Annotated in this window: 20 protein-coding genes; 17 read left to right on the forward strand and 3 right to left on the reverse strand. The window is 57.3% G+C overall.

The window, feature by feature from the left end:
- Nucleotides 1-16 precede the first annotated feature (16 nt).
- The gene (locus GPICK_RS16660; RefSeq protein WP_052263351.1) at nucleotides 17-1,903 is read left to right on the forward strand and encodes a putative porin; all 1,887 of its coding nucleotides are present in this window, start codon (nucleotides 17-19) and stop codon (nucleotides 1,901-1,903) included.
- Between the two features lie 70 nt (nucleotides 1,904-1,973).
- Here the strand turns inward: GPICK_RS16660 and GPICK_RS17575 are convergent, their stop codons facing one another.
- Nucleotides 1,974-2,123: a hypothetical protein gene (locus tag GPICK_RS17575; RefSeq protein WP_169745366.1), complete on the reverse strand. Its 150-nt coding sequence runs from the start codon at nucleotides 2,121-2,123 to the stop codon at nucleotides 1,974-1,976.
- A gap of 32 nt (nucleotides 2,124-2,155) precedes the next feature.
- Nucleotides 2,156-3,160, reverse strand: a complete 1,005-nt coding sequence (xrtH, locus tag GPICK_RS07630) for an exosortase H (protein WP_052263352.1) — start codon at nucleotides 3,158-3,160, stop codon at nucleotides 2,156-2,158.
- A 254-nt stretch (nucleotides 3,161-3,414) separates the two neighbouring features.
- Between xrtH and GPICK_RS07635 the strand changes: the two genes are divergently transcribed.
- From GPICK_RS07635 to GPICK_RS07710, 16 genes are all read left to right on the forward strand, one after another.
- On the forward strand, nucleotides 3,415-4,383 hold the full coding sequence (locus tag GPICK_RS07635) for a peptidylprolyl isomerase (protein WP_039741852.1): 969 nt from the start codon (nucleotides 3,415-3,417) through the stop codon (nucleotides 4,381-4,383).
- Nucleotides 4,384-4,621: 238 nt separating this feature from the next.
- Nucleotides 4,622-6,451 (forward strand): glutamine--fructose-6-phosphate transaminase (isomerizing), encoded by a 1,830-nt coding sequence (gene glmS, locus GPICK_RS07640; protein WP_039741855.1) that lies wholly within the window; start codon nucleotides 4,622-4,624, stop codon nucleotides 6,449-6,451.
- A 101-nt stretch (nucleotides 6,452-6,552) separates the two neighbouring features.
- Entirely contained in the window at nucleotides 6,553-7,845 is a 1,293-nt protein-coding gene (locus GPICK_RS07645) for a nucleotide sugar dehydrogenase (RefSeq protein WP_201773204.1), read from the forward strand.
- Nucleotides 7,846-7,856: 11 nt separating this feature from the next.
- A complete protein-coding gene (gene galE, locus GPICK_RS07650; protein WP_039741860.1) occupies nucleotides 7,857-8,843 on the forward strand; it encodes a UDP-glucose 4-epimerase GalE in 987 nt (328 codons plus the stop codon).
- Nucleotides 8,840-9,466, forward strand: coding sequence for a YdcF family protein (locus GPICK_RS16950; RefSeq protein WP_158414162.1), 627 nt, complete (start codon nucleotides 8,840-8,842; stop codon nucleotides 9,464-9,466). Before galE ends, GPICK_RS16950 begins: the two co-directional genes overlap by 4 nt.
- Nucleotides 9,466-10,824, forward strand: coding sequence for an oligosaccharide flippase family protein (locus GPICK_RS07660; protein ID WP_052263353.1), 1,359 nt, complete (start codon nucleotides 9,466-9,468; stop codon nucleotides 10,822-10,824). Before GPICK_RS16950 ends, GPICK_RS07660 begins: the two co-directional genes overlap by 1 nt.
- Nucleotides 10,814-11,521, forward strand: coding sequence for a class I SAM-dependent methyltransferase (locus tag GPICK_RS16665; protein WP_052263354.1), 708 nt, complete (start codon nucleotides 10,814-10,816; stop codon nucleotides 11,519-11,521). Before GPICK_RS07660 ends, GPICK_RS16665 begins: the two co-directional genes overlap by 11 nt.
- 2 nt (nucleotides 11,522-11,523) lie before the next feature.
- Complete coding sequence (locus GPICK_RS07670) at nucleotides 11,524-12,492, forward strand: glycosyltransferase family 2 protein (protein WP_039741865.1); 969 nt, start codon at nucleotides 11,524-11,526, stop codon at nucleotides 12,490-12,492.
- The gene (locus tag GPICK_RS07675; protein WP_039741866.1) at nucleotides 12,489-13,619 is read left to right on the forward strand and encodes a glycosyltransferase family 2 protein; all 1,131 of its coding nucleotides are present in this window, start codon (nucleotides 12,489-12,491) and stop codon (nucleotides 13,617-13,619) included. The genes GPICK_RS07670 and GPICK_RS07675 overlap by 4 nt, the downstream gene beginning before the upstream one ends.
- Complete coding sequence (locus tag GPICK_RS07680) at nucleotides 13,616-15,418, forward strand: family 10 glycosylhydrolase (protein WP_039741868.1); 1,803 nt, start codon at nucleotides 13,616-13,618, stop codon at nucleotides 15,416-15,418. The genes GPICK_RS07675 and GPICK_RS07680 overlap by 4 nt, the downstream gene beginning before the upstream one ends.
- A gap of 4 nt (nucleotides 15,419-15,422) precedes the next feature.
- Entirely contained in the window at nucleotides 15,423-16,538 is a 1,116-nt protein-coding gene (locus tag GPICK_RS07685; protein WP_158414163.1) for a glycosyltransferase family 4 protein, read from the forward strand.
- A gap of 48 nt (nucleotides 16,539-16,586) precedes the next feature.
- Nucleotides 16,587-17,666, forward strand: coding sequence for a glycosyltransferase (locus GPICK_RS07690; protein ID WP_236685678.1), 1,080 nt, complete (start codon nucleotides 16,587-16,589; stop codon nucleotides 17,664-17,666).
- A gap of 36 nt (nucleotides 17,667-17,702) precedes the next feature.
- Complete coding sequence (locus GPICK_RS07695; RefSeq protein ID WP_039741874.1) at nucleotides 17,703-19,034, forward strand: O-antigen ligase family protein; 1,332 nt, start codon at nucleotides 17,703-17,705, stop codon at nucleotides 19,032-19,034.
- Nucleotides 19,028-20,389, forward strand: a complete 1,362-nt coding sequence (locus tag GPICK_RS07700) for a DUF362 domain-containing protein (RefSeq protein ID WP_052263355.1) — start codon at nucleotides 19,028-19,030, stop codon at nucleotides 20,387-20,389. Before GPICK_RS07695 ends, GPICK_RS07700 begins: the two co-directional genes overlap by 7 nt.
- Entirely contained in the window at nucleotides 20,373-21,737 is a 1,365-nt protein-coding gene (locus GPICK_RS07705) for a phenylacetate--CoA ligase family protein (RefSeq protein WP_052263356.1), read from the forward strand. The genes GPICK_RS07700 and GPICK_RS07705 overlap by 17 nt, the downstream gene beginning before the upstream one ends.
- Nucleotides 21,734-23,560 carry a right-handed parallel beta-helix repeat-containing protein gene (locus tag GPICK_RS07710; protein ID WP_039741875.1) on the forward strand — a complete coding sequence of 609 codons (1,827 nt, stop codon included), beginning with the start codon at nucleotides 21,734-21,736 and terminating at the stop codon, nucleotides 23,558-23,560. Before GPICK_RS07705 ends, GPICK_RS07710 begins: the two co-directional genes overlap by 4 nt.
- A gap of 47 nt (nucleotides 23,561-23,607) precedes the next feature.
- Here the strand turns inward: GPICK_RS07710 and GPICK_RS17335 are convergent, their stop codons facing one another.
- Nucleotides 23,608-23,910, reverse strand: a complete 303-nt coding sequence (locus GPICK_RS17335; protein WP_144400068.1) for a hypothetical protein — start codon at nucleotides 23,908-23,910, stop codon at nucleotides 23,608-23,610.
- Nucleotides 23,911-23,975 lie beyond the last annotated feature (65 nt).

Consider the following 23,975-nt stretch of genomic DNA (forward strand, 5'->3'; position numbering starts at 1 on the left):
CAATCGGAGGGAATGTATGAAGAAGCGCTTCAAGGCGCTTGCCGCGGTGCTCTGCACGTCGACGGTATTTGGTGCGATCAGCCCCGTTCTCGGGGCAGAAAATGGGGGCAGCCAGGCTGCCGCGCAGTTGATAGAGCTGCTGAAGGCCAAGCAGATCATTTCCGCCCAGGAGGCGGCACGGCTCGTGGGCAAAGGCGAGGGAGCCGATCTGGAGAAGACCCTGGCCGGGTTGATCGGCATGCTTCGCGGCAAGGCGCTCATCAGCAACGATGAGGCCGTCAGCCTGCAAAAAGCCCTGGTGCCGTCCGCGGGAACCGATGCCGCACAGAAAGAGGTGGCTGCGGCTGCCCGGCCCGAGGCGACGCCGCTGCTCCGCGACGACAAGGGCTTTATCGAGCGTCTCCGGGGCCAGTGGGTCAAGGGTGGCTACTCGGGCGAGGAATTCGATCAGATGGTGAGCGAAAAGCCGGATGTGGCAGCGACCATCGGCAGGATGCGCGTGATGGGTGCCGTTTCCGGTGACGATGCCGATGCCCTTGAGCGCGAGTACCGGAGCAACTACCTCTCCGGCGCCGTGGGCCAGATGCTCGAAGAGAAGGAAAAGGAGTCCCTCCCGCTTGTGAGGAGCGCCGTATCGGCTGACATCGATGAGAAGATCGGCTCCCAGTTCAAGGGGCAGTGGTGGAAGAACGTCAAGCTCACCGGCGATCTGAGGGTCCGGTACGAAGGGGACTTCTTCGACAAGAACAATGCGCAAATTGAGAAGCTGGATTCCAACCAGCAGCCCTTTTCCCCTGGCCAGCTGATGAATACCACCAACGATCGGCAGCGCTTCCGGATCAGGGCGCGCCTCGGTGTTATCGCAAAGGTCAACGATGATGTCCAGGCGGAGGTAAGCCTGGCCACCGGCAATACGACCGACCCGGTTTCCACCAACCAGACCCTCGGCGACTCCCTCAACAAGAAGACGATCACCCTGGACAAGGCCTATCTGAAGTGGAGTGCCGCCAAATCGGCCGATGTCTGGTTCGGACGCTTCCCGAACCCCTTCTTCAGCACCGACCTTGTCTGGGACCCGGACATCAACTTCGACGGTTTCGCGGTGACCTACCAGCCCAAGCTGAGCGATTCGTTCTCGCTGTTCTTCAATGGCGGCGCGTTCCCGATCCAGGAGGTGGAGCTCTCCCAGCACGACAAATGGCTCCTGGGGGGGCAGGCGGGGGTACGGTACATCCAGTACCAGAACTTCATCGCCAAAGCGGCCGTTGCCTATTACACCTTTGAAAACATACAGGGGAAGATGAACTCTTCAAATCCAGCAAACACCGATAATGATTACACCGCTCCGCTGTTCATGCAGAAGGGGAATACTATCTTCAACATTAACAGCTTGAATGGGAGGACTGCAAAGTATGCCTACGCTTCAAAGTTCAAGGAGCTCAACGTCAACGGCTCGTTTGATCTCGGCATCTGGCATCCGCTGCACCTCGTTGTCTACGGCGATTACGTGAAGAACCTCGGGTACGATGCGAAGGAGGTCTCCACCCTGCTGGACCCTGCGGACCCTGTGCGGGATGCCCAGACGACGGGGTATCAGATCGGCCTCTCCGTGGGGCATTCCGATACGACCGACTTCGGCACGTGGAAGATATTCGGCTCCTATAAATACCTGGAGCGGGATGCCGTTGTCGATGCCTTCACCGACTCCGATTTCAACCTGGGGGGGACCAACGCGAAGGGGTGGATTGTCGGCGGGAGCTTCGGGCTCGCCAAGAACGTCTGGCTGTCGACACGCTGGCTGACTGCCAACGAGATTTCCCAGGACCACGAGCTTTTGGGACCATCAGGGCCCGGTCCGCTCTCCATCGATGTCTTTCATCTGGATCTGAACGCCAAGTTCTGACGCGCCGTTCAAGCGAACGGCATTACGGAGGGGAGGGGCGGCTCGATGGCCGCCCCTCTTTCTTTTGGGGCTATGCTCTCGCTTTCCGGTCCGCGCCGGGAATCAACTGTTTCCAGAAACCGCAGATGTAGCAATGGACTCCGAAGGCATCGCTGAGGGCGTTGAGCGGAAGCTCCTGGTAGTGGATTCCGATGTTGGCGCTGCATTTGGGACACTTCATGGGGGGTGCTCCTTTCAATGGTGATGGGTGTTTCATGGTCCGCAGAGCGGTGAATCGTGGCGGTATTTCCGCGCAAAATAGAGCCAGAGAAGCACCGGCAGGAGGTATTGCCCGAGGATGCCGACTCCGGTGGCGGCAATGATGGCGCTGTTCATGCCGAAAGCGCTGAAAAGGACGTTGGCGAGGCGGACCGCAAGATGGCCGGCAGCAAGGAGCGGCAGTCCGACGGCAAGCCACGCGAATTTCCGTTTCACCGTGACGGTGCGGCCGGCAAGGATCAGGGCGCAGAAGGTGACCACATTGAAGGTCTGGAAATAGAGCAGATGCTCATGGGGAAACAGAAGCGGGTGCCCGGCCGCGGCGAAGATGCCGGCGAGCAGCCGGTCGCTTGCAATGACGTAGGATCTGTTCAGGAAGAGCCAGAAGAGAAACGGGATTGCCGACCAGGCAATCGCCCGGAGCACGAAACGCCTCCCCCCCTCTGCCGGGATGGCGGCCGATTCGCCGAGCCAGAAAAGGGAGACGGCACAGACGGCGAGAACCATGGCGGTCTGGCCGAGGTAGACGTGGATGGCCTCGAACAGTGCCGGCCGCATTGCACCCACGGCGAAGACCGCCGCGATCCGCAGACAATTGAGGAGGTGGAGGAGGGGGATGCCGCAGAGGAGCCCCGCGACTCTCTCCCGGAAGGTCGTCTGGAACGCCAGAATGAACGATGCGTACACGATCGCCATATAGAGCGCGGTGCATTCGGTGACGACCCGGACGCTGAAACCGCCGTCGGTGATGAGCGGTCCCGATACCTGGGGAGCGAAGCCGGAAAGGGTGAGGATCATGGCGGCAGTCCGGGCGGTCTGCCGTTCGAGGGGAGCGAAAACCCGCTCCGGCAGCAGTACCGAAGCGGTGCAGAGGAGGGTGACGAGTAGCGTGAAGATGGCGGTTTGCAGCCGGCGGGTACGCCCGTTGCCGATGTCGGCATGGGGGGGGAGAGGATTGCGGGAGGCCGGATGCGATGTGGGCTCGTCGTTGGTTGTCATGGGGCTTTCCGTTCGGGGCAGGAGCCGGAGTGACGCATAGTAAATCATGCCGATATTGCAGGGCTGTTACCGTCAGGTAAGAGCTGCCTGACGGCGCCTCTCGCGGTCGGGATCAATGGTGTCGTAACGGCGAGAATGCAATCAAGTTGTGACATCTCCTCCACGTCAAGTAAACGTTACGGTGGTACCATCTCGAAACTTTCGCGGGCCTGTTCCCTTTGCAGATCAGCATTTAAAATTCCCCGGGAGATGCAATGAACCTGAAATCAGTAGCCACCCTGGTATATCTCGGAAGCCTCTTGATACCGCTGCCGGCATTGGCGACAAATGCCGGCGACCGGCCGGCCGCAACAGTCAATGGCGTCACTATCGCCGTCGCGGAGTATCGGCAGGAGCTTGATCGCGCCCTGAGGACTCTGGGGACTGATCAGGCAAAGATTTCCGAATCCCGCATAGCCGAGCTCAAGCGGGAGACCCTTGACGACCTGATCGGCCGGCAGCTTCTTTACAGCGAGTGTGTTGTGAAGGGTATCGTGGTTCCCCGGTCCGAGGTGGATGCTCAACTAGCCCAACTAAGGAAACAGTTTGCCGGAGAAAAGGAATTCAGCGAGGCACTGGCCACCGCCAAGCTTGACGAGGAGTCACTGCGGCGGCAGCTGGTCAGGGGGATGACACTCCAGCGTTACATCACCCGGGAGTTCGCTCCGCAGGTGAAGGTGACTGACGACGACGTCGAGGAATACTACGAATCGCACCGCAAGGAGTTTCACGCGCCCCTGAAGGTACGGATGAGTCATATCCTCATCCGTCTGAAGGAGGGAGATTCCAGGACGCAGGCTGAGGAAACCCTGAAAAGGCTCCGTTCAAGAGCGGTCGTCGGGGAGGATTTTGCCGCGCTGGCGCGGGAGTTCTCCCAGTGCTTCAGCCGTGACCGGGGGGGAGACCTGGGCTACTTTTCTCCCGGCGAACTGAAGGGCGAGATGGAGAAGGCAACCTTCTCGCTCCCGAAGAACGGCGTGAGCGACGTGGTGGAAGACCGGTTCGGCCTGCACCTGGTGAAGGTAACCGACATCCAGCCGGAGCGGGATTTGCCGTACACCGAAGTGAGCGACCGGATCCGGGAAGATCTGAGACGCCGCCGCACTGCTGACGAGGTGGCGCGCCACGTCAGGAAGCTGCGGGAAAAGGCCACGGTGGAGCTCCTGCTCAAGGACGAGGAGTGAGTTCGCGTAACAGCCTGAAATGTGCTTAAATGACGGCTTTAGAGTACTGTTTTTGATCGCTGCACAATTCATAAACCTTTCACTAACATTCCCTCATATTGTAACAGTCCTCCTCTATCATCCTACTCGTTGATTTATTTCCGTTCGCGTGCCGACAGTCGTCAGGCTGTCTGAACAGGTCGGGCCTGCCGGATTCCGCGGCAACGATCAGGTCCGCCACAATCAGCGGGGTAATTATATGTGCGGAATAGTCGGATATATCGGGAATCGTGATGCTGCGCCGATAATCCTGGGGGGGCTCAGGCGGCTGGAATACCGGGGGTATGATTCGGCCGGGATCTGCACGTTCGACGGGGGAGGAGTCCAGATCCGGCGTTGCGAGGGGAAGCTGGCGAACCTGGAACGCCTGGTGGCGGATGAACCCGTCAGGGGGGCGATCGGCATCGGCCATACCCGCTGGGCGACCCACGGCCGGCCTGCCGAAAACAATGCCCATCCCCACAAGGCCGGTCCGGTGGTGCTGGTCCATAACGGCATCATCGAGAATCATCCCGAGTTGAGGAACGCCCTCCGTGAGGATGGGCACAGGTTCAGGAGCGAAACCGACACGGAAGTGATCGCGCACTTGATCGAACAGACGATGCGGGGCGGTCATGATTTTGAAGCCGCAGTCCGGCGGGTTCTCCGGAAGCTCAAGGGGGCGTACGCGCTCTGCATCGTCTGCGAGAGCGAACCCGACGTACTCATTGCGGCGCGGAAAGGGTCGCCGCTCGTGGTTGGTCTCGGCACCGGCGAGTTCTTCGTCGCCTCCGACATCCCGGCGATGCTGGAGCATACCCGGCAGGTGGTTTATCTCGATGACGAGGAGCTTGCGGTCTTTCGTCAGGGGTTCGTCTCGTTTTCCACGGTCGGTGGAAACCTGGTGGAAAAGCGGGCCCGCCAGATCGACTGGTCTCCCCTGGCCGCGGAAAAGGGGGGGTACCGCCATTTCATGCTCAAGGAGATTCACGAGCAGCCGACGGCGCTGCGCGACACCATTGCCGGCACCCTTACGGAGGGGGAACACGCGGTCTGTCTCGACGACCTTCGTCTGAGCGACCGGGAGCTGGCCTCCTTCGAGCGGATATACATCATTGCCTGCGGCACCTCATGGCACGCGGCCATGGTGGGGAAGTATCTCATCGAGAAGCATTGCCGCATCCCGGTGGAGGTGGATATTGCCTCGGAATTCCGCTACCGGAACCCGGTGATCACGCAGGAAACCCTCTTGATCGCCATTTCCCAGTCGGGGGAGACCGCCGACACACTGGGGGCGCTGCGGGAGGGACGGGCCAGGGGGGCGCGGGGAATCGCCATCTGCAATGTGGTTGGCTCATCCATGGACCGGGAGGCCGACGGGATTATCTTCACCCATGCCGGTCCGGAGATTGGCGTCGCCTCCACCAAGGCGTTCGTTACCCAACTTGCCGCCCTCTATCTCTTCACGATCCGTCTCTCTCAGACCCTCGACACCATCGACCGGGGGGAGCGACGCACCATGATCGCAGATCTGGTCAGGCTTCCCTCTTTGGTGGAGGAGGTTCTGGGCCTTGGGTCCCTGATCGAGGAGATTGCCCATGACCTTCTGAAGGCCCGGGACGTCCTCTATCTTGCCCGGGGGATCAACTATCCCATCGCCCTCGAAGGGGCGCTCAAGCTGAAGGAGATTTCCTACATCCACGCCGAAGGGTACGCGGCTGGCGAGATGAAGCACGGCCCCATTGCCCTCATCGACGAGGGAGTGCCGGTGGTGATGCTCGTCACCCGCGATCACTCCTACGAAAAGGTCCTTGCCAACATGGAGGAGGTCATTGCCCGGGGTGGGCGGGTGATCGGGCTCTGCACCGAAGGGGACAAGGAGGTCCGTTCCCGGGCGACGGCGACGATCGAGCTCCCCGCTGCCGGCCCTGACCTGATGCCGATTCTGCTGGCGGTACCCCTCCAGCTCCTTGCCTACCATGTTGCCGTCCTGAAGGGGACCGACGTGGACCAGCCGAGGAATCTGGCGAAATCGGTGACCGTGGAGTAGGGGCGCCGAATCGTAACATACCTGAGACAGCACGTTAACCGTGGACTGCTAACGTGGGGTGCGCTCCGGTTCAGGTTGCCGGACAGCAGATCAATCCGAGGATGACTGAGATCATGGATATTGTGGCGGTTGTAGGGCTCGGCTACGTGGGGCTTCCCTTGGCTATCGGTTTTGGCAAGAAGTTCGAGACCATCGGATACGACCTCTCTTCCGAGAAGATCAACTCCTACCGCAACGGAATCGACCCGGCAGGGGAGGTGGAACCGGGGGAGTTCCGGGCAGCGGAACGGCTTAGGTTCACCACCGACCCTGAAGACCTCTCTTCGGCCGACTACTTTGTCGTTGCCGTGCCGACGCCGGTGGACGACGCCCACAAGCCGGACTTCGGCCCGCTCATCTCCGCATCGCGAACGGTCGGGAAGGTACTGAAACCTGGCACGACGGTGATCTTCGAGTCGACCGTCTACCCGGGGGCCACCGAGGAAGTCTGTGTGCCGACCATCGAGAGGGAGTCCGGCCTGGTCTGGAAACGGGATTTTCATGTCGGCTATTCGCCGGAGCGGATCAATCCGGGGGATCGCGAGCATACCCTGAACAGGATCGTGAAGGTTGTGGCCGGCGACAGCCCCGAAACCCTCGACCTGGTGGCCGGCCTCTACGGAGCCATCGTCGACGCCGGGGTTCACCGGGCACCATCCATTGTGGTGGCCGAAGCGGCAAAGGTCATCGAGAATACCCAGCGCGACCTGAACATAGCGCTGATGAACGAGTTGTCGCTGATTTTCAACCGCCTCGGCATTGATACCCTGGAGGTGCTGGAGGCAGCCGGCACCAAGTGGAATTTCCTCCCCTTTCGCCCCGGCCTGGTGGGAGGGCACTGCATCGGCGTCGACCCCTACTACCTGACCCACAAGGCGGAGATGACCGGCTACCATCCGCAGGTGATCCTTGCCGGACGCCGCATCAACGACGGCATGGGAAAGCACGTGGCGGAGCAGACCCTGAAGATGATGATCCGCTCGGGGTGCCAGGTGCGGAATGCGAGGGTCAACCTCCTGGGCCTCACTTTCAAGGAGAACTGCCCCGACCTGCGGAACACGCGGGTAGTCGATCTGGTGGAAGAGCTCCGGTCGTACGGCATCGATGTGCTCGTCCACGATCCGGTGGCCAACCCGAAGGAGGCACTGGCGGAGTACGGTATCCACCTGCTGGAGTGGGATGAACTCCCCGAGGCGGATGCGGTGATCCTGGCGGTCCCCCACGACGAACTGGTCTGCCGTCCCCTTGCCGACTTCTGCGACAAGATCGGCGATGGCGGCTGTTTCATCGATGTGAAGAGCATGCTCGATCCGGTTGCCCTGAGGGATCGCGGCTACAACGTCTGGCGACTGTAAAAGGGAATGGCATGAGAATCCTGGTAACGGGTGGAGCGGGATATATCGGCAGCCATGTGGTGAAGGAACTCGGGAGAGCGGGGCATGATGTTGCTGTTCTGGATGACCTTTCCACCGGCAACTCCTGGGCTGTCAAGTACGGATCCCTCATCGTCGGAGACCTGGCGGACGAGCAGATGATCGAGCGGGTCGTCGATACATTCAGGCCCGACGCGATAATCCATTTCGCCGCCTCGATCCAAGTGGAAGAATCGATGCGCAATCCCCTGAAGTACTACCGCAACAACGTGGGGAACACCCTGAACCTTCTCAAGGTGGCTTCCGCTTTCGGGGTGTCGCGGTTCGTCTACTCGTCCACGGCAGCTGTCTACGGCATTCCCGAAACGATTCCCGTCGACGAGAGCGCTCCCATCGAACCGATCAATCCCTACGGTGCCTCCAAGGCCATGGGGGAGAGGGTCCTCGGCCACCTGGCTGATTCGTCGGATTTCCGGTTCGTGGCGCTTCGCTACTTCAACGTTGCCGGCGCCGATCCCGACGGAGAGCTCGGGCAGGCCTACCAGGCATCGACCCACCTCATTACCCGGGCGTTGAAAACCGCTCGGGGGGAATTCGAGCGCCTGGCGATCTACGGCACCGACTATCCGACGTTCGACGGGACGTGCATCAGAGACTACATCCATGTGAGCGACCTCGCCTCGGCCCATCTGGCTGCCCTCGACCACCTGGCGTCGGGCGGGGGGAGCGAAATCATGAACTGCGGCTATGGCCGGGGCTACTCGGTGCGGGAGGTGGTGGAAACCGCCAAACGGGTGACGGGAATCGACTTTCAGGCCTTCGAGACCGACCGGAGAGACGGGGACCCGCCGGCGCTTGTGGCCGATAGCAGCAAACTGCGGAGCCTGACCGGGTGGACGCCCCGCCATGACGATCTCGAATTCATCATCGGGACGGCGTGGGCGTGGGAGAAGCGTTTGTTGAAACGGATGACCGCGTGAGTAAACGGGAGAGGTGGTTCCAGCAGCGTTTAATTGTACCAATTTGTATTGCAGTCCTGTTTCTTGCAGTAGCTCTCGCCATTGTTCCACGCTATCTCCGGTACGCTGACCGACCCCGGTCCGCCGATGTGATAGTTCTTTTCGTGGGCCCGGAAGTTGCCCAACGGCGGGAAAGGGCAGAAAGTCTCCTGCGGGCGGGATATGCGGATACCCTCTATATTCCGGCTTATCGAACCGTCGTCAGTCGGGCAGGGACAACGGATGTCCGAGTCATGATAGCAGCGACTGATCGGGATAGCTGGCTGAAGCGGAATAAAAGGAAATTCTATCCTGACCATTATGAAGAGACTCACCTGGAAGTACTCCTGGCAAAAGAGTTCATGACTGAGCGGGGATTCAGGTCGGCTTTGTTTGTAAGTTCTCCTTATCATATGCGCAGAATCAGGATGATGGCGGACGAGGAGTTGGGCAAGGCAGGGATGACGGCACAATGCGTCCCCTATGAAGATCACGCCCGGAGCTTTCAGCTCTGGATGTTGAGCCGGCCGGATTTCAGGTGGGTTATCACGGAATGTGCAAAAATCGGATGGTATCTCATTTACCATAAGCAGGTATCAGCATAATGAAGACAATGATTCTGCGATACCTGCCGCCTCCCTTCCTTCCCCTTGTTCAGCGCATTGAAGCATCATCGATAGCGTCCCGGCTGGCGCATGGTACCTTTTGGAGCCTTGTAGGAACAGTGTTCGCCCGTGGCCTTTCGGTTCTGGCGTCAATAGTCGTTGCACGGCAGCTGGGTCGGGAAGAGTTTGGTGCCCTCGGCATAATTCAGAGCACGGTTCTGAATATCAGTATATTTGTCTCTTACGCTCTGGGGATGACCGCAACAAAGCATATTGCCGAATTCCGATCGGGTGATCCTGAAAAGGCCGGGAGAATTCTTTCCCTTTCCGGGTTTACTGCAGCATTCGCCGGGGCAGTTCTGGCGGGTTCGTTGGCTGTTGGAGCCCCCATACTGGCTGAACGGACGCTGGCAGCACCACAACTCACCGGTTTGCTGAGAGTCGGATCCCTGTACCTTTTTCTGACCGCCCTGAATGGGGCTCAAACCGGTGCTCTGGCTGGTTTTGAGGCGTTTCGCTCAATTGCACGGATGAATCTTATTGTCGGCATCGTTACCTTTGTCTGCATGGTCGGCGGAGTAGTCGCCAGCGGTCTTGCAGGAGCCGTCTGGGGGCTGGTGGCGAGTACGGCAGTTGGTTGGCTGGTTGGCCATCGTGCGGTGCGTCGGGAGGCAGTCAGGTTTGGGGTTCCTCTTTCGTGGCACGGTATATGTCGCGAAATGCCGATTCTCAAGAGCTTCAGTCTTCCGGCAATACTGGCGAGTGCGTTGTACGGCCCCGTGGGATGGGTCTGCAGCGCAATGCTCGTGAATGAGCACAATGGTTACGCCCAGATGGGGGTTTTCAATGCCACGAACCAATGGTTCGCAATGGTCATGTTCCTCCCCGGCCTGCTCGGTCAGGTTATCCTGCCGATGCTGGCGGAATCGTCCGGTGCAGGCAACGGGCGACGTTCGCTTCGAATCATTCAGTTGACCTTCCTGGCCAACGCGATCGTGGTTGTGCCGCTGGTCCTGCTTGCTTCATTGGTGAGCCCCTGGCTGATGTCGTTATATGGGGCTGATTTCGGTTCGGAATGGCCGGTGCTTGTTTTATCGCTGGTGACCGCCGGCATACTGGCAGTGCAGACTCCCCTTAGTCAGGCTTTCAACGCCGAGGGAAGAGTCTGGACTGCATTTTTTCTGAATCTGGGATGGGCTGCTGCCTTTATTGTCCTGAATGTATTAATGATTAAATGGGGAGCACGTGGGCTGGTTTCGGCCAGGCTGCTTGCCTACCTGTTACAGATGCTGTTCATGGTGCTGCTGTTTATTCGGCTGCCGTCTTGCCGGAGGGGGGCCGTTGAGAGTGCCGTCTGAACCACGTTACCTGATTGAGGATGAGGAATCCGCGCTGAGCGACAAATATCGACTGGTGCTCGATGAAGTTGGGTCCGATTGTGATGTGTTGGAGTTGGGATGCTATGACGGTTCTTTTTCACGGTACCTGTCAGCACGGCAGAATCGGGTGATCGGCGTCGACTACGATGCGGATGCGGTATTGAAAGCGGCGGATGTTTGTACCGCAGCATATCGGTTTGACCTGAACAAACCAGGGGAGCTATTCAATGGTCCGCTGCAGGGGAGATGTTTTGACAGAGTTCTTATGATGGACGTTCTGGAACATCTTGTAGCGCCCGAGAATCTGCTGAAGCACGTTCTCAGCCGTCTCAAGCCGGAAGGTTTTGTCATTGTAACTCTGCCGAACATCGCGTTCTGGGGTATCCGCAAGATGCTCTTGAATGGGGTCTTCAGATACGGTGACGTCGGCATCCTCGACAGGAGTCATTTCCGATTCTATACCTTTCAGACAGCCAGGGAGCTTCTTGAGGGAACGGCATATCATATCGAGCAGTGGAAGCCTCTCAGTTATCAGGCACCCCTAGTGGGGCGGCTTGGCCTGAGGAACTTCAGCCTCACGGGTGCTGTGGTGAACTCATGGGAACATAAGCTGGCAGTCCGGTATCCAAACTTTTATTGCATGCAGTTCTATTTCAAGCTGACCCCTGCCAGGTAGCCATGGACATTTCGATCATCATTGTCACCTACAACAGCGAACGGTTCATTCGTGCCTGCTTCGATTCCCTTCAGGCGCATGTGAAGGGAGTGACGTACGAGATTATTGTTATCGATAATTGTTCTGGAGACAACACCTGCGAGTTGATACGGAGTTACTACCCCTCGGTCTGCCTCATCGAAAACAAAGAAAATGTCGGATTTGGCCGTGCAAACAACCAGGCGGCAGCTGTTGCACAAGGTGAATATCTCTTTCTGCTCAATGTGGATACCAGACTTCTGGATGACGACATTGCCAATGCTCTCCGGTATGCCCGGGATCATTCCGTCGCCGTGCTTGGGCCCAAGACGATAGGGCTCGCCGGGACCGTTCTGAAGACATGGGACAGTCGGAATTCGCTCGTGCAATATATTGGAAGCATACTGGCGGGCGCCTTCTTTGTTGATCGATTCATAACATCCGATACGTCTCCTTCTGAGCCAAGCCAGCCTCTGCCGGTTGCATTTCTCGTCGGGTCGGCCATGGTGATAGATCGGCAGGCATATCAGAGACTGGGGCTTTTTGACGAGCAGTTCTTTTTCACGGGGGAAGAGCGAGACCTGTGCATGCGTTATTTCAATGCCGGCCTCAAATTGATCTACTATCCCGGGTGGAGCATATTCCATCATGTCGGTTCCGGAGATGGTCAGAGCAGATTCCATTTTGTGAATTGGATCAAATCGTCGCGGCAGTTGGCCCGCAAGCATGGCGGATATTGGGGGGCACTGCTGATGTCGGCGGTAATTATCATTTATACGCTGACATACTGGATGGCCTTTCTGTTCAAATCGGTCGCTTCTCCGAATGATGGGAAGCTACGTGCATGGAGATCCGATATTTTCAGGGTTCTTCTCTGGTCAATCGGCCTGCTGAACGAAAGAACGGTGCTGGCATCGGCGGGGACTGACCTCAAGGCGAGTCAGAAAGTATGACACCGGGAAATGGCTGTATAAACGAACATGCCGTAGCTGACGAACGGCATGACATCGTGCAGGGCACGGTTTCCGTGGTCATTGCCGCGTATAATGCCGCCGAGCATATTGAGCGCTGCCTCGAAAGCATCTTTGCCCAAAGTTATAAAGATCTGCAGGTCATTGTCGTGGATGATGCTTCTTCTGATGCTACGTCAGAAGTGGTGAGGGGATTTGGAAAAAGCATCGAGTGTATCCGGCTTGACAGGAATAGAGGTCCTGCGTATGCCCGGACGGTTGGCCTGTTTCAATGCCGGGGAGAGTTTGCGGCGATCATTGATGCTGATGATTACTGGTTGCCTGAATTCGTCGCGGTGACGACCGGCTTCATGAACGCGCACCCGTCGGCGGTGGCGGTGAGCACGGCGTATCGCTCTCATCGATGGGATGGACGGGAATTGCTTTTCCCGGTTCTGAAGGAAGACGATGCTGCTCAGTTCACCATGAAAGGTGCGCTCATAGGGGATTTTTTTGGCTTCTGGAACCGTTATATGCACGTTCTTACCGGTACGGCCCTGATGAGGACTTCCGTAGTCATGCAGACCGGCGGCCAGCGTGAAGAGTTGCGGCTCACCGAAGATCTGGAATTCTGGGGATATCTGGCCACGTTTGGAGCGTGGGGGTTTATACCGCAACACCTCTTTGTTACCGATGAACGGGCTGTAACCACATCTCAAAGACTTTCGAAAATTTCAAAGCGGTACAGGCTGTTCAGCGACATGAGCACCGAGGTGTGGGAGAGGCGGATCCGGCCTCGGGTTGCGGTTGGAGATGAAGATTCTTTCAATGCGGTTGTGGCGAGGATGGGAACTGCCATCGCCATTGCCAATGCCTATTCCGGATTCTACCGGAACGCGTGGCTGCTCACCGGCCGGTATCGTGAATCGATGGATCAGGGGCTCGGAAAGGTCCTACGGACGGGGCTGCGATTCGGACGGTTCTGTTGGCCGCTCTTCTGTATGGCAATCAAGGGGAGGGAATACGTGAAGGCATACCTGCCCCGCTTTTCCGCGTTGCGTCGTCTCAGCGGGGCGCCTGGTAAAATGCAGGGTAACGAGGCGAAAATAACGTCGTGTTCGACGGGATGAAACGTTCAACCTTCATATGGTTCATTGCCGCCATGGCCTTCCACCTGATCCTGCCGTTTGGGTCAGGGTGGGCGGGCGGGGTGAGTAATGTCGCTGCGGATAAGGCGGTCTCCGTCGTCTCTTTTGACGGGAACTGGCCGAAGAGTTCAGATGGAATTCCTGTCGTCCGCAGAGGAGGGAAGATCGTTGCCACCGGCGTTGTCGGAAAGGCACTAAGCCTGGGTCAGGGAGAAGTGCTTGAACTTGACGCCGGAAGGCTTATCAACCCCAGGGAAGGGAGCATTTCCCTGTGGGTGCGCCCCCACTGGTCCGGCAGTGACAAAGCTTCTCACACGTTCGTCTCATTTTCATGGGAACCCGGTGGTTCTTACTTCGTGTTGTCACGGGGGTGGTGGGAGCCCGCCGGCGCCAGGCTCACCTATCTGGTAGCGAACAATAATGAATACGCGAACCTCGCCCGGGACATCCGGTATGAAAAAGGGGAATGGACTCATCTGGTCGCTGCCTGGGAGGAAGGAAATCCCGGTCGCATCAGGCTGTATGTGAATGGACTCCTCTCCTCGGAAAACAAACGATACGTCGGCACAGTGAAGCCGGGCCGTCGGCGTCTTTACATCGGCTCGGACGAAGGTACTCCCCATGCGAACAGACGCTGGGCCGATGCTGATTTCGATGAGATCTCTCTTTATCGCCGTGCGCTGTCTGAGACAGAGGTTCGGGACCTTTACGAACGGCAGAAACCGGTCCGCACGCCGGTTCCGAAGCATGCGGACGGCGTGGCCGTCGAGATGCGCGCGATCTTTGACGAAGGAATTGGCTGGCAGAGCGAGAGCGGGGCGCGGGAGACTATCCGACGGATCAAAAAAGCCGGTTTCAACGTCTATCTCCCTTGTGTCTGGCACGGTAACGGTGCCCGCTATCCTACCACCTTCACGGAGTCAGAGCGAAAACAGCGGTTTTACGGGCGGGACCCGCTTGCTCGTCTAATTGCCATTGCCCACGAGAACGGCATCAAGGTCTATCCCTGGTTTACCGTTGCCCTCCGGGAAAAGGATTTTTCCCTCCGGCATCCGGAATTCTTCGACAACAAGACTCCCGACAATGCATTCGATTTGCACCGTCCTGATTTTCAGCGCTTTATTACTGGCATGATTACAGATGTGGTGAGGCGTTATCCGGTTGATGGGATCAATCTCGACTATATCCGGACAATGGGTACCTGCCGGTGCAAATTTTGTGCTGACGAATACCGGAAGACCCATGGCCGGGAACTGCTGGGCGACCTGGCCCACCCGAAAGCCGACGGAACGCTGGAGCCGCATCTGCAGAGTTGGCAGGACGGCGCCGTTGAGTCGATTGTTCGCGAGGTGTCCACACAGGCACGGAAACTCAGACCGAATATCGTCATCAGCATCTCAGGCCAGCCGCAGCCCTATCCAAATCAGGAAGGGCGCCAGGAAGCGCGCTGGCTCAATGCGGGATTAGCGGACTTGGTATTCGATATGGAATACGCCAATCCTCCCGATGCGGAACGGCATCACCTCGTCTCGTCTCAGTTTCGCGATCCCCGCAAGCTGGTTCTGCTGATCTCGAATCACGACTGGGCAACCGGGCGACCCGTGCCGAAGCAGCCTGACAAGCTGGCACACACGGTTGACTATGTTCGGGAGCGCTGGGGAAGGGGCGTGGGTATCTATCTCTATTCCATGCTGGACGACGAACAGATGGCAGCGTTTGCCCGCGGGCCGTTCAGTCGCCCGAGCCGGGTACCTGATTACGCAACGCGAGCCGAGGAGTGACGTGGTGAAAAAGGTTGTTATTCTGCAAAAGTACATTGCTCCATACCGCATACCTCTCTTTAACGGCATTGCCCGCCATCCCGACGTGGAACTGACGCTGGTGTACTATGGCAAGCCGGAGGCCCGCCGGCGCTGGAGTTTTTTTGCCGGCCGCGAGTTTTCCGAAGTGCAGGCCCGCTGCGTCAGCGTCAACAGCGGCTACGAGCGAAACATGGAGTTCCCCCATTCTCTGTACGCCGATCTGGTACGGCTGCGACCGGATTTCGTCATTTGCGCTCCCGACATGGGAGGCATTGCCACGGGCATCTATTCCTGGAAACACGAAACGCGCTATGCCATCTGGAGTGAGGCCATTCCGGCAACGGAGGGGAGGGTGTCCCTCTGGAAGAAGAAGCTCAGGCAGCGTCTGTACCGCAACGCCGAAAGTTTCATTGTGCCGGGGAGCCTTTCTGAAACCTACATTCGTGCTTTCTGCCCCACGGCGCAGTTCCACCATGCACCGAACACGGTGGAGGAGGAGCGCTTTTCGCTGGACAGGGAAGGTGTGCACGCCAAATTTGCCGGTGAGCGCCTTATCGTAACGTTCAGTGGTTCGCTGATCGAACGAAAAGGGATACTGCTGCTCCTCGAAGCATTCATCCGCGTGCTGCGGGAGCATCCGGAACTGCGGGAGACCTGTCAGTTGAGAGTGCTGGGCACCGGCCCTCTCGATATATCGGATTTCAACGATGAAAACATCGAAGTAGTCGGTTTTTGCGAGCAGGATGCCTATGCCGCCCATCTCCGGGAGAGTCACATTTTCGTGCTCCCGTCGCTTCATGACAACAACCCCTTAACCGTTGTCGAGGGGCTCTTTGCCGGCAACGTGATCGTCGTGACCGCCGGTGTGGGGAACCATCCCGAGGCGGTGCACGGCAACGGAAGCGTCGTGTCGTCGGGTTCCGCCGATGAACTCGCACAGGCGCTGGAGCGGCTGGTGACACTGCCCCGTGCCGAATTGCTCGGGATGGCCTGCAATTCTCTCGATATTGCCCATGACTTCTCAGTGGCGAGGAGCGTGGATGGTTTCCTGGCCGCAATCCGCGGGAATAGCACCGAATGCTGTGAACGGGCGGTGTAAATGGCCGGATCGGGCACGAAATTTACCGAAAGACCCCGGATCCTCTGCATGGTGCATCTCCCTCCGCCGGTCAACGGCGTAACTGTCATGGGGGAGCAGGTGGTTCATTCTGCCCGCATTCGAGATCGTTTCAGATTGAGTGTGCTTCCCCTGAGGAGTTCCGCATCCATTGCCGACATCGGCAGGCTGAGACCGGGCAAAGCGCTGCGGATTGCCACCCAGGCCCTGGGGCTGGCGTGGCGATGTCTGCTGCAACGTCCGGCACTTGTCTATTTTACCCTTACCCCCAATGGTAAGGCATTTTATCGCGATCTGCTTTACGTGGGAATTATGAGGCTATTGGGGGTACGCAGGCTCTATCACCTGCACGGCAAGGGGATTTCAAAATCGCTGAATGGTCCGGTGTCCAGAGTGCTCTACAGACTTGCATTCGCCCGCTCAGAGGTGATCCTGCTTTCGCCCTTGCTTTACGATGATGCTTCCGTGGTACTGAAGCGGTCCCAGTGCCATTTTCTCGCAAACGGCATAGCTGACCCGTGGTCTGGGAACGGCAAGCCCTCGGTTCCCGGGAACGGGGTGCCGCGTATCCTCTTTTTTTCGAACCTCGTGGTGAGCAAGGGTCTGTTTGTTCTCCTGGAAGCGCTCGCGCTCCTGAAGGAGAACGGCGTCCCGTTCCGGGCATCCTTTGCAGGCGCCTGGGAATCACCCGCAGTGGAGGCGGAATTCAATCGGATCGCAGCCGAACGGGGACTCGACCGACTGATCGAGATGTGCGGCCCACGCTACGGCGACGACAAGAGGCATACATTCGCCGCTGCGGATATCATGGCATTCCCTACCCACAACGATGCCTACCCCGTTGTCGTACTGGAGGCGATGAGCCATGGACTGCCGGTGGTCTCCACGTATGAGGGGGCGATTCCGGACATGATTCAGGATGGAGTGACCGGCTTTCTCGTCCCGACCCAGAATCCGCATCTGGTTGCCGACCGTCTGGCCCTGCTCCTCAATGATGCCGATCTCCGCGATCGTATGGGCAGGGCAGGACGTCAACGTTATCTCGAGGGTTTTACGTCTACGGTTTTCGAGGCGAATCTGACGGCCATATTCGAGGCCTGCTGTCGTTAGTCAACAAGCCATCACAATGAAGGGGATCTTCATTCCATGATCTTATTGCCATATTCCCTGCTTCTTCTATTTCTCGTCTTTTTCCTGATAGATACAAAGAAGGCTATTCTGGTAGCTGTAATGATCAGACCGGTAATTGATTGTTTCTATGAGGCAAAATACGCATTTGCAGGGATAAAACCGACTGAGTTTCTTGGATTTTTGTTGCCAACTCTTGTTTGTGCGAAGATTCTGCTGTCTCGCAACCACAGCTTTACCAGGAGCAAATTTTCGTTTCTTTGGATTGTTTTCATTTTTGTCCAATTGTTTGGAACCGTATTGATTGTAACCGTCGGTGACGATGCAATGCTGGGGCTGAATTATTATTATCGAGCTTTTAACGGATTTATCGGTTTCTTCATTTTTCAGGAGTTCTTCAAATCCAGAGATGAGTTCCGCGTGTTGCTGCTCGTCCATCTGGCGGCTGGTCTGGTGCCGCTGGGGATGTCGGTATACCAGAACATCCTTGGCGGCACAATCCGCTCTGAAGCCACTATCGGCGGTTTGGTCAGAAACATAGGTTTCTACCATGACGCTTATACTCTGCGGCTCTATTGTTTTCAGACCCTTGCGGCCGGGATTTTGTACTGGTCATATTTCCTTTCAGGCATAAAGTTCCTTACGCGCTCTCTTCTTGTGGTGATGGGAGGAATCGCCGGATTCACCATTTACAAGATTTTTTCCAAAGCAGGTTATCTCGTTCTCCTTGAGTGGCTGATGGTGTGGTACACGGTCCAGAGGAAGTTTGTAAAGATAGCGGCAATCGCTTTAGTCATGGTCTGTGCAGCAGTGGTCTTTCAAGAGAAGCTGGTGGTTCTGGAAACGCTGGATACGGTCTACTCCAAGGAGGTTGGTGCGTTTCACGGGAAGGAGAAGTCCGACCGTCTCTTTCAGGGTCGGGTCGGCACCTGGAAGGTGGCGATGAAAGAGTATTCCGAGCTTCCCCTCTATATGCAGATCGTGGGGGACGGTTCACCGCATACCGGTGCCCACAACGATTTCCTCCGGGCACTCCTCGGTACCGGTTTCGTCGGTTTGTTCCTCTATCTCATGCTGCTTGGAGCAATCGGATGGCGGGTGTTGCTCAATTGCTGGCGTGTTCCCTCACCGCTTAACACCATGGCTCTCATGTTAATGGGTATGTGGCTTATCGATGCCATGGGGCTGGTGCCCGGTGCGTATCCCGGCTACCAGATTTTCGTCTGGGGATTCGTAGGGCTGGCACTGCGGGGCGTTGAAGGACTTTCTGCTCCTGGAGAGGTGACGCTGGAAATTGCTGCTGAAACAGAACCGCAGAGCACTTTGGGGAGGGGAGAGCTGCCGTGCTGAATCGTGTTTATGCGGAGAAGGTTTCTGGATATGAAGTCACTGCAATCGAGGCCCTTTTGCCCGAGTCCGTCTTTAATCTGGTCAAACCGGGTGATACGGTCATCCTTAAGCCGAACTGGGTCATGGAAGGCCACAAGTATCGCCCGGATGAATGGGAATACGTCATTACACACCCAGCGGTCATTACCGCAGTCCTGCGTCATGTCCTGAAACGGCTTTGCGGATCAGGCCGTGTTGTCATTATCGACGGTCCCACGACAGAGGCGTCATTCAGTAAATTGATCGCACATTATCCGGTCAGCATGTGGCATGAGATCGCCAAAGCTTCCCATGTAACTCTTGAGGTGATAGACCTGCGAGAGCATGAATGGGAAACCCGCAACGATATTATAGTGAAACGCCACGAGTTACCCGGCGATCCGCGGGGTAAGACAGAAGTCAACCTGCGGGACGCTTCAAGCGAGTTCTGGGGGCATCAAAAATCAAACAGGGGCTATCATGGCGCCGATTATGACCGATCTGAGACAAACCGCGCCCACGACGGGCACCACAATCTTTACCGGGTCTCCCGGACGGTCATCGAGGGCGATGTCTTCATTAACCTGCCGAAGTTGAAGACCCACCGCAAGGCCGGGATCACCTGCTGTCTCAAGAACCTGGTGGGGATCAACACATACAAGAACTACCTGCCGCACCACTCGGAGGGAGGTCCGTCCGAGGGGGGAGACCAATTTCCGGTGGACAATGTCAATGCGCGGATAGAAGGACCGTTGATGGCCTTTCTGAAAAGGCATGTTCTGAGGAATCCACTGCTTGCCCGTCTGTTGAGCCCGTTCAACACACTGGGGAAACAAATCTTCGGCGATACCCGGCAGGTGGTCCGGAGCGGCAACTGGTACGGCAATGATACCATCTGGCGGATGATCCTCGATCTGAACAAGGTGCTGTTCTACGCCAATCCCGATGGCTCCCTGCGCGAAGGAACGCTGGTGAATGCAAAACGCTACATCGGCATAGTTGACGGGATTCTCGCCGGGGAAGGACACGGCCCGCTGGCGCCGGATCCGGTGGAGATGGGATATCTGTTCTGCGGCACCAACCCGGTGGCAATCGACGCGGTCTGCGCCAGCTTCATGGGGTTCGATCCGCTGAAGATCCCCTCCATTTCACGGGCCTTCCAGGTAAGTCAGTATCCTCTTTGCGACTTCAACCTCGACGACGTACGGGTAACCGTCGGGGAGGGAGAGTTTCCCCTCGCCAATCTTCCCGCTGAGCTCATTGTCCCCTGCGAACCGCAATTCGGTTGGAAGGGGCATATCGAACGACAGGACGAGGCGCATGCTCCACAGGACTAAGAGCTACCTGCTGAAGAACATCACCCGGTTGCCACGCCGGGTGGGACATGGCGCCATGCAGTTGAACCGGAACCCTGACCGGATCTTCGGTAAAGGGTATCGTGAGTATCGCGAATACCTGGCCCGCAACGGCCATGCTTTCGACAACCGTCCACTGCTGCTCGATTCGGTCAATAGTGCAATCCGGGACGTCCCTTACTACAGGGAGCGCTACGGTGGGAGAACAATCGACTCTGTCGAGGAGTTTCTGGATACGATTTCCTTCATCGACAAGGACACGATCCTCGGCAACTACGATGCGTTCATCAATCCCGGCATCAGTCTGGCCGGATACGACACCGGCACCACCGGCGGGACAAGCGGCAAGCCGCTGACCTTCATCGCTCCGAAGAACCGTTATGTCGTCGAACTGGCGACCATGCATTCGCTCTGGGAGCGTGCCGGGTATCGCTTCGACGTGCGTGCGGTCATCCGCAATCATCGCCTCGGGGCAGGAATCGATTATCTGATTAATCCCTTGATGCGTGAGGTGATCTTCGACGGCTTCAATCTGACTGACGATCATTTTGCAATGATCAGCAGGACAATCGAACGGATGGGAATCCGCTTCGTGCACTGCTATCCGTCAACGGCCTACGAGTTTTCCACCTTTCTCAGGAAACAGGGGGATATACCGCGGATCACGGCATTTCTTTCCGGCTCGGAAAACATCTTCGACTACCAGCGCACTCTGATACAGGGAGAACTAGGCATCCGCTTCTACAACTGGTTCGGCCACAGTGAAAAGCTGGTCCTGGCGGGGTACTGTTCCGGCACCGACCACTATCACGTGGAGCCGACCTACGGCTATTTCGAGCTGGTCGATGATGAAGGGCGGCCTATCCGGACGCCGGGCGAGGTCGGGGAGATTGTCGGCACATCCTTCCACAATCCCGGCATGCCGTTCATCAGGTACCGAACGGGAGATTTTGCGGAGTATGTCGGTGATTACTGCCCTTGCTGCAACCGCCACCTGCCGCTGATTCGGAATGTCCGGGGGCGCTGGAGCGGAGACCGGGTCTACAACGGGGACGGGACGTTTGTGACAACCACGGCGCTCAACCTGCACAACGAGCTCTATCAGGTGATCAACGGCATGCAGTATCTGCAGGAGAGAAAGGGAGAGCTGATCGTCCTCATCGTCAAGTCTCCGGTTTACACTGAGCGCCATGAAGAGGCGCTTATTTCGCATTTCAGGGGTAAACTGGCCAGGGAGACACGGGTCGAGATCCGATATGTGGATCGGTTGGTGCGGAAACCGAACGGCAAGTTTGTTCATATTATGAGCAGCGTGGGAGAGTGGGTATGATGCGGTTGCGTATCGGCAGTTGCCTTGGGCTCCTGGCCCTGGCCATGTCTGTATCGGGCTGCAGCAGCTCTGGTCAGTCAAGCACACCCGGTGATACACAGAGTGGCATTAATCCGCATGGGGGCAGCGCTTCCGGCACCCCCCCCCTGGAAACCGGCGTTGATCCCGCCTCCATTGTCGGCTCCGTCAACCCTCTGGCCTTCCGTTACCGGACATTCGATACCGTAGGGGATGGCAAGATCCACGCGATCATCGTCGGGGATTACAATCAGAATGGGGTGCTCGAATGGGATGATATCAACGCCGTGATCCCGTTGCTTTGTGACCCGAACAAGCTGGACAGTGATGGCAAGCCGTTTTGTGGGACTCTCTACATACCGCGGGGCAACTGGCTCAGCAGAACCACGCTTGACCCTGATGTGAACGATCTCACTGATGATCAGATATACGTTTATCGACCGCGCAAATTTGCACTTAAAGGAAGCGGGATTGACGCTACCACGTTCACCGTCCGTTATTCGAGGGCGGATTACTGTTTGAACCACCATGGAATAGCAGGAGGAGGGGTATTCCTGTTTGATCCGCAGGATAACATCGAATTGTCAGATTTCACCTATGTGGGTCTGCCGGGAAGAACGTGGGGAAGCAAGACCGACTGCAGCGGCCATGGTGAACCGCCGAACCAATGGGATCCCGGCCCCCGTAACTCTCAGACGGGCATCAATCTGTACGCCACATCGGGCAGTGATTACAAACACAACCTTACGGTAAGAAACATCAAGGTTGCCCAGGTTGATTACCTGGGATTTATCATATCCAACTGGCAAAATGTCAGGGCCGACAATCTGATTGCACAAAACTATGGTGCTACCGGTTTCAATATTTCCAGTATCAAGGATGCTGTAATCACCAACCTTTTTGCCAGCAGCTCGCAGAGCACCCTCACCGAGGCAGGTCTGAACATCGAGTCGGAGAGGGACGGTCAGGGGCTTCCCCAGCCGCTCAAACTTGAAAATCTCCTGCTGGACGGGTACACCTGCCGGGACAATTACCGGGGCCTCTCTATCAATGCACTGGGTGGCGGCGGCGTAGCCAATGTGACCATCAGGAATGTCGATATACAGGGTATCGGCATGCGCCGTCCCGAATGGGCGGCATTCCCGGCAATGGGAATTGCGTTTTCTGATGCTGACTGTAAATGGGATGCCCAGAATGTCGGCGGCCAGCATCTTGGTCCCCTGACCGACAAATGCTACATAAATGGTGTGATCATCGATGGCGGGACGGTCAGGAATGTCGCGGGAAGCGGGATCAGCAGCTACAATCTTGCTGCCAATGGTCCCGGACGCAATATAACGTTACGTGGTCTCACCCTGGAGGCGGTTGGCATCAAGCTTGGCGGCAACGATAGCCAGGGGGTGAGCCTCTTTGGGGGAGTTCCGCATGGTACGGACAGTAAGATACTGGTAGAAAACACCACCATTACGGGAGTCGATGCAGACGGCAACGGCATACCCGACCTCTCGCAGCTGATGCGGATCGATTCAGCCGATTACGCGGTTATTCGCAACAATACGTTTAAAGGCAAAACGCAAAATGGCCCTTCAACGTTCCTAGACCTGACCAATATCTCGAATGCCACGGTTTCAGGCAATTCGTTTACCGTCGAGCAGCCAAACGGAACAGGGATTCTGCTGGGTAACGGCGCTACACAGAATGTCGTCCAGGGTAACTCAATTGCGCTTCCCGTTGGAGGAAGTGCAATCATCGACTTCACCGGTGGCGTCAGCAATCAGGTGCTTAACAATACAGTGACGCCATAGGGGCAGGCGTGCGACCAATGGCCGCGATGATTCGATTCATCAGTTGACTACGTGCCAGCCCTGAGCAGCAGTTCGCAATTCCAGCGGTAAAACTCTCCGCACGATAATATTCCCTCCTTGCCGTGCAGGTCATAGGCAATCTTCCCCATGATTTCCTCTCCGGCCGTGGTCCAGGCGTCATCGGTGATTGCGGTGACGACAATGTGACGGTTCTCGTCCCATGTGCCGAATATTGATCCGTTCTCTCTTGTCAGTGCCGCCTTGCGGTGGTTGTGCCAGATGGTGATGATCCCCTTGCTCTGCTCCGCAGCATTGGCGAAACAGATGATGCTGATGATGTCTCCCGGCATTATGCGATCCTGGAGCTCGCGGACCACAAGCCCCGAGATTTCAACGATATTCTCCGCTGTGACGA

It is taken from the genome of Geobacter pickeringii, assembly GCF_000817955.1.
GTDB classification, from domain to species: Bacteria; Desulfobacterota; Desulfuromonadia; order Geobacterales; family Geobacteraceae; genus Geobacter; species Geobacter pickeringii.

Bases quoted from the DNA above. Each gene is read 5' to 3' on its own strand.
- xrtH (WP_052263352.1), bottom strand. From the start codon at position 3,160: ATGACAACCAACGACGAGCCCACATCGCATCCGGCCTCCCGCAATCCT.
- galE (WP_039741860.1), top strand. From the start codon at position 7,857: ATGAGAATCCTGGTAACGGGTGGAGCGGGATATATCGGCAGCCATGTG.
- GPICK_RS16660 (WP_052263351.1), top strand. From the start codon at position 17: ATGAAGAAGCGCTTCAAGGCGCTTGCCGCGGTGCTCTGCACGTCGACG.
- GPICK_RS17335 (WP_144400068.1), bottom strand. From the start codon at position 23,910: ATGCCGGGAGACATCATCAGCATCATCTGTTTCGCCAATGCTGCGGAG.
- GPICK_RS07690 (WP_236685678.1), top strand. From the start codon at position 16,587: ATGGTGCATCTCCCTCCGCCGGTCAACGGCGTAACTGTCATGGGGGAG.
- GPICK_RS07680 (WP_039741868.1), top strand. From the start codon at position 13,616: ATGAAACGTTCAACCTTCATATGGTTCATTGCCGCCATGGCCTTCCAC.
- GPICK_RS17575 (WP_169745366.1), bottom strand. From the start codon at position 2,123: ATGAAGTGTCCCAAATGCAGCGCCAACATCGGAATCCACTACCAGGAG.
- GPICK_RS07705 (WP_052263356.1), top strand. From the start codon at position 20,373: ATGCTCCACAGGACTAAGAGCTACCTGCTGAAGAACATCACCCGGTTG.
- GPICK_RS07675 (WP_039741866.1), top strand. From the start codon at position 12,489: ATGACACCGGGAAATGGCTGTATAAACGAACATGCCGTAGCTGACGAA.
- GPICK_RS07635 (WP_039741852.1), top strand. From the start codon at position 3,415: ATGAACCTGAAATCAGTAGCCACCCTGGTATATCTCGGAAGCCTCTTG.
- GPICK_RS07695 (WP_039741874.1), top strand. From the start codon at position 17,703: ATGATCTTATTGCCATATTCCCTGCTTCTTCTATTTCTCGTCTTTTTC.
- GPICK_RS07645 (WP_201773204.1), top strand. From the start codon at position 6,553: ATGACTGAGATCATGGATATTGTGGCGGTTGTAGGGCTCGGCTACGTG.
- GPICK_RS07660 (WP_052263353.1), top strand. From the start codon at position 9,466: ATGAAGACAATGATTCTGCGATACCTGCCGCCTCCCTTCCTTCCCCTT.
- GPICK_RS07670 (WP_039741865.1), top strand. From the start codon at position 11,524: ATGGACATTTCGATCATCATTGTCACCTACAACAGCGAACGGTTCATT.
- GPICK_RS07710 (WP_039741875.1), top strand. From the start codon at position 21,734: ATGATGCGGTTGCGTATCGGCAGTTGCCTTGGGCTCCTGGCCCTGGCC.
- glmS (WP_039741855.1), top strand. From the start codon at position 4,622: ATGTGCGGAATAGTCGGATATATCGGGAATCGTGATGCTGCGCCGATA.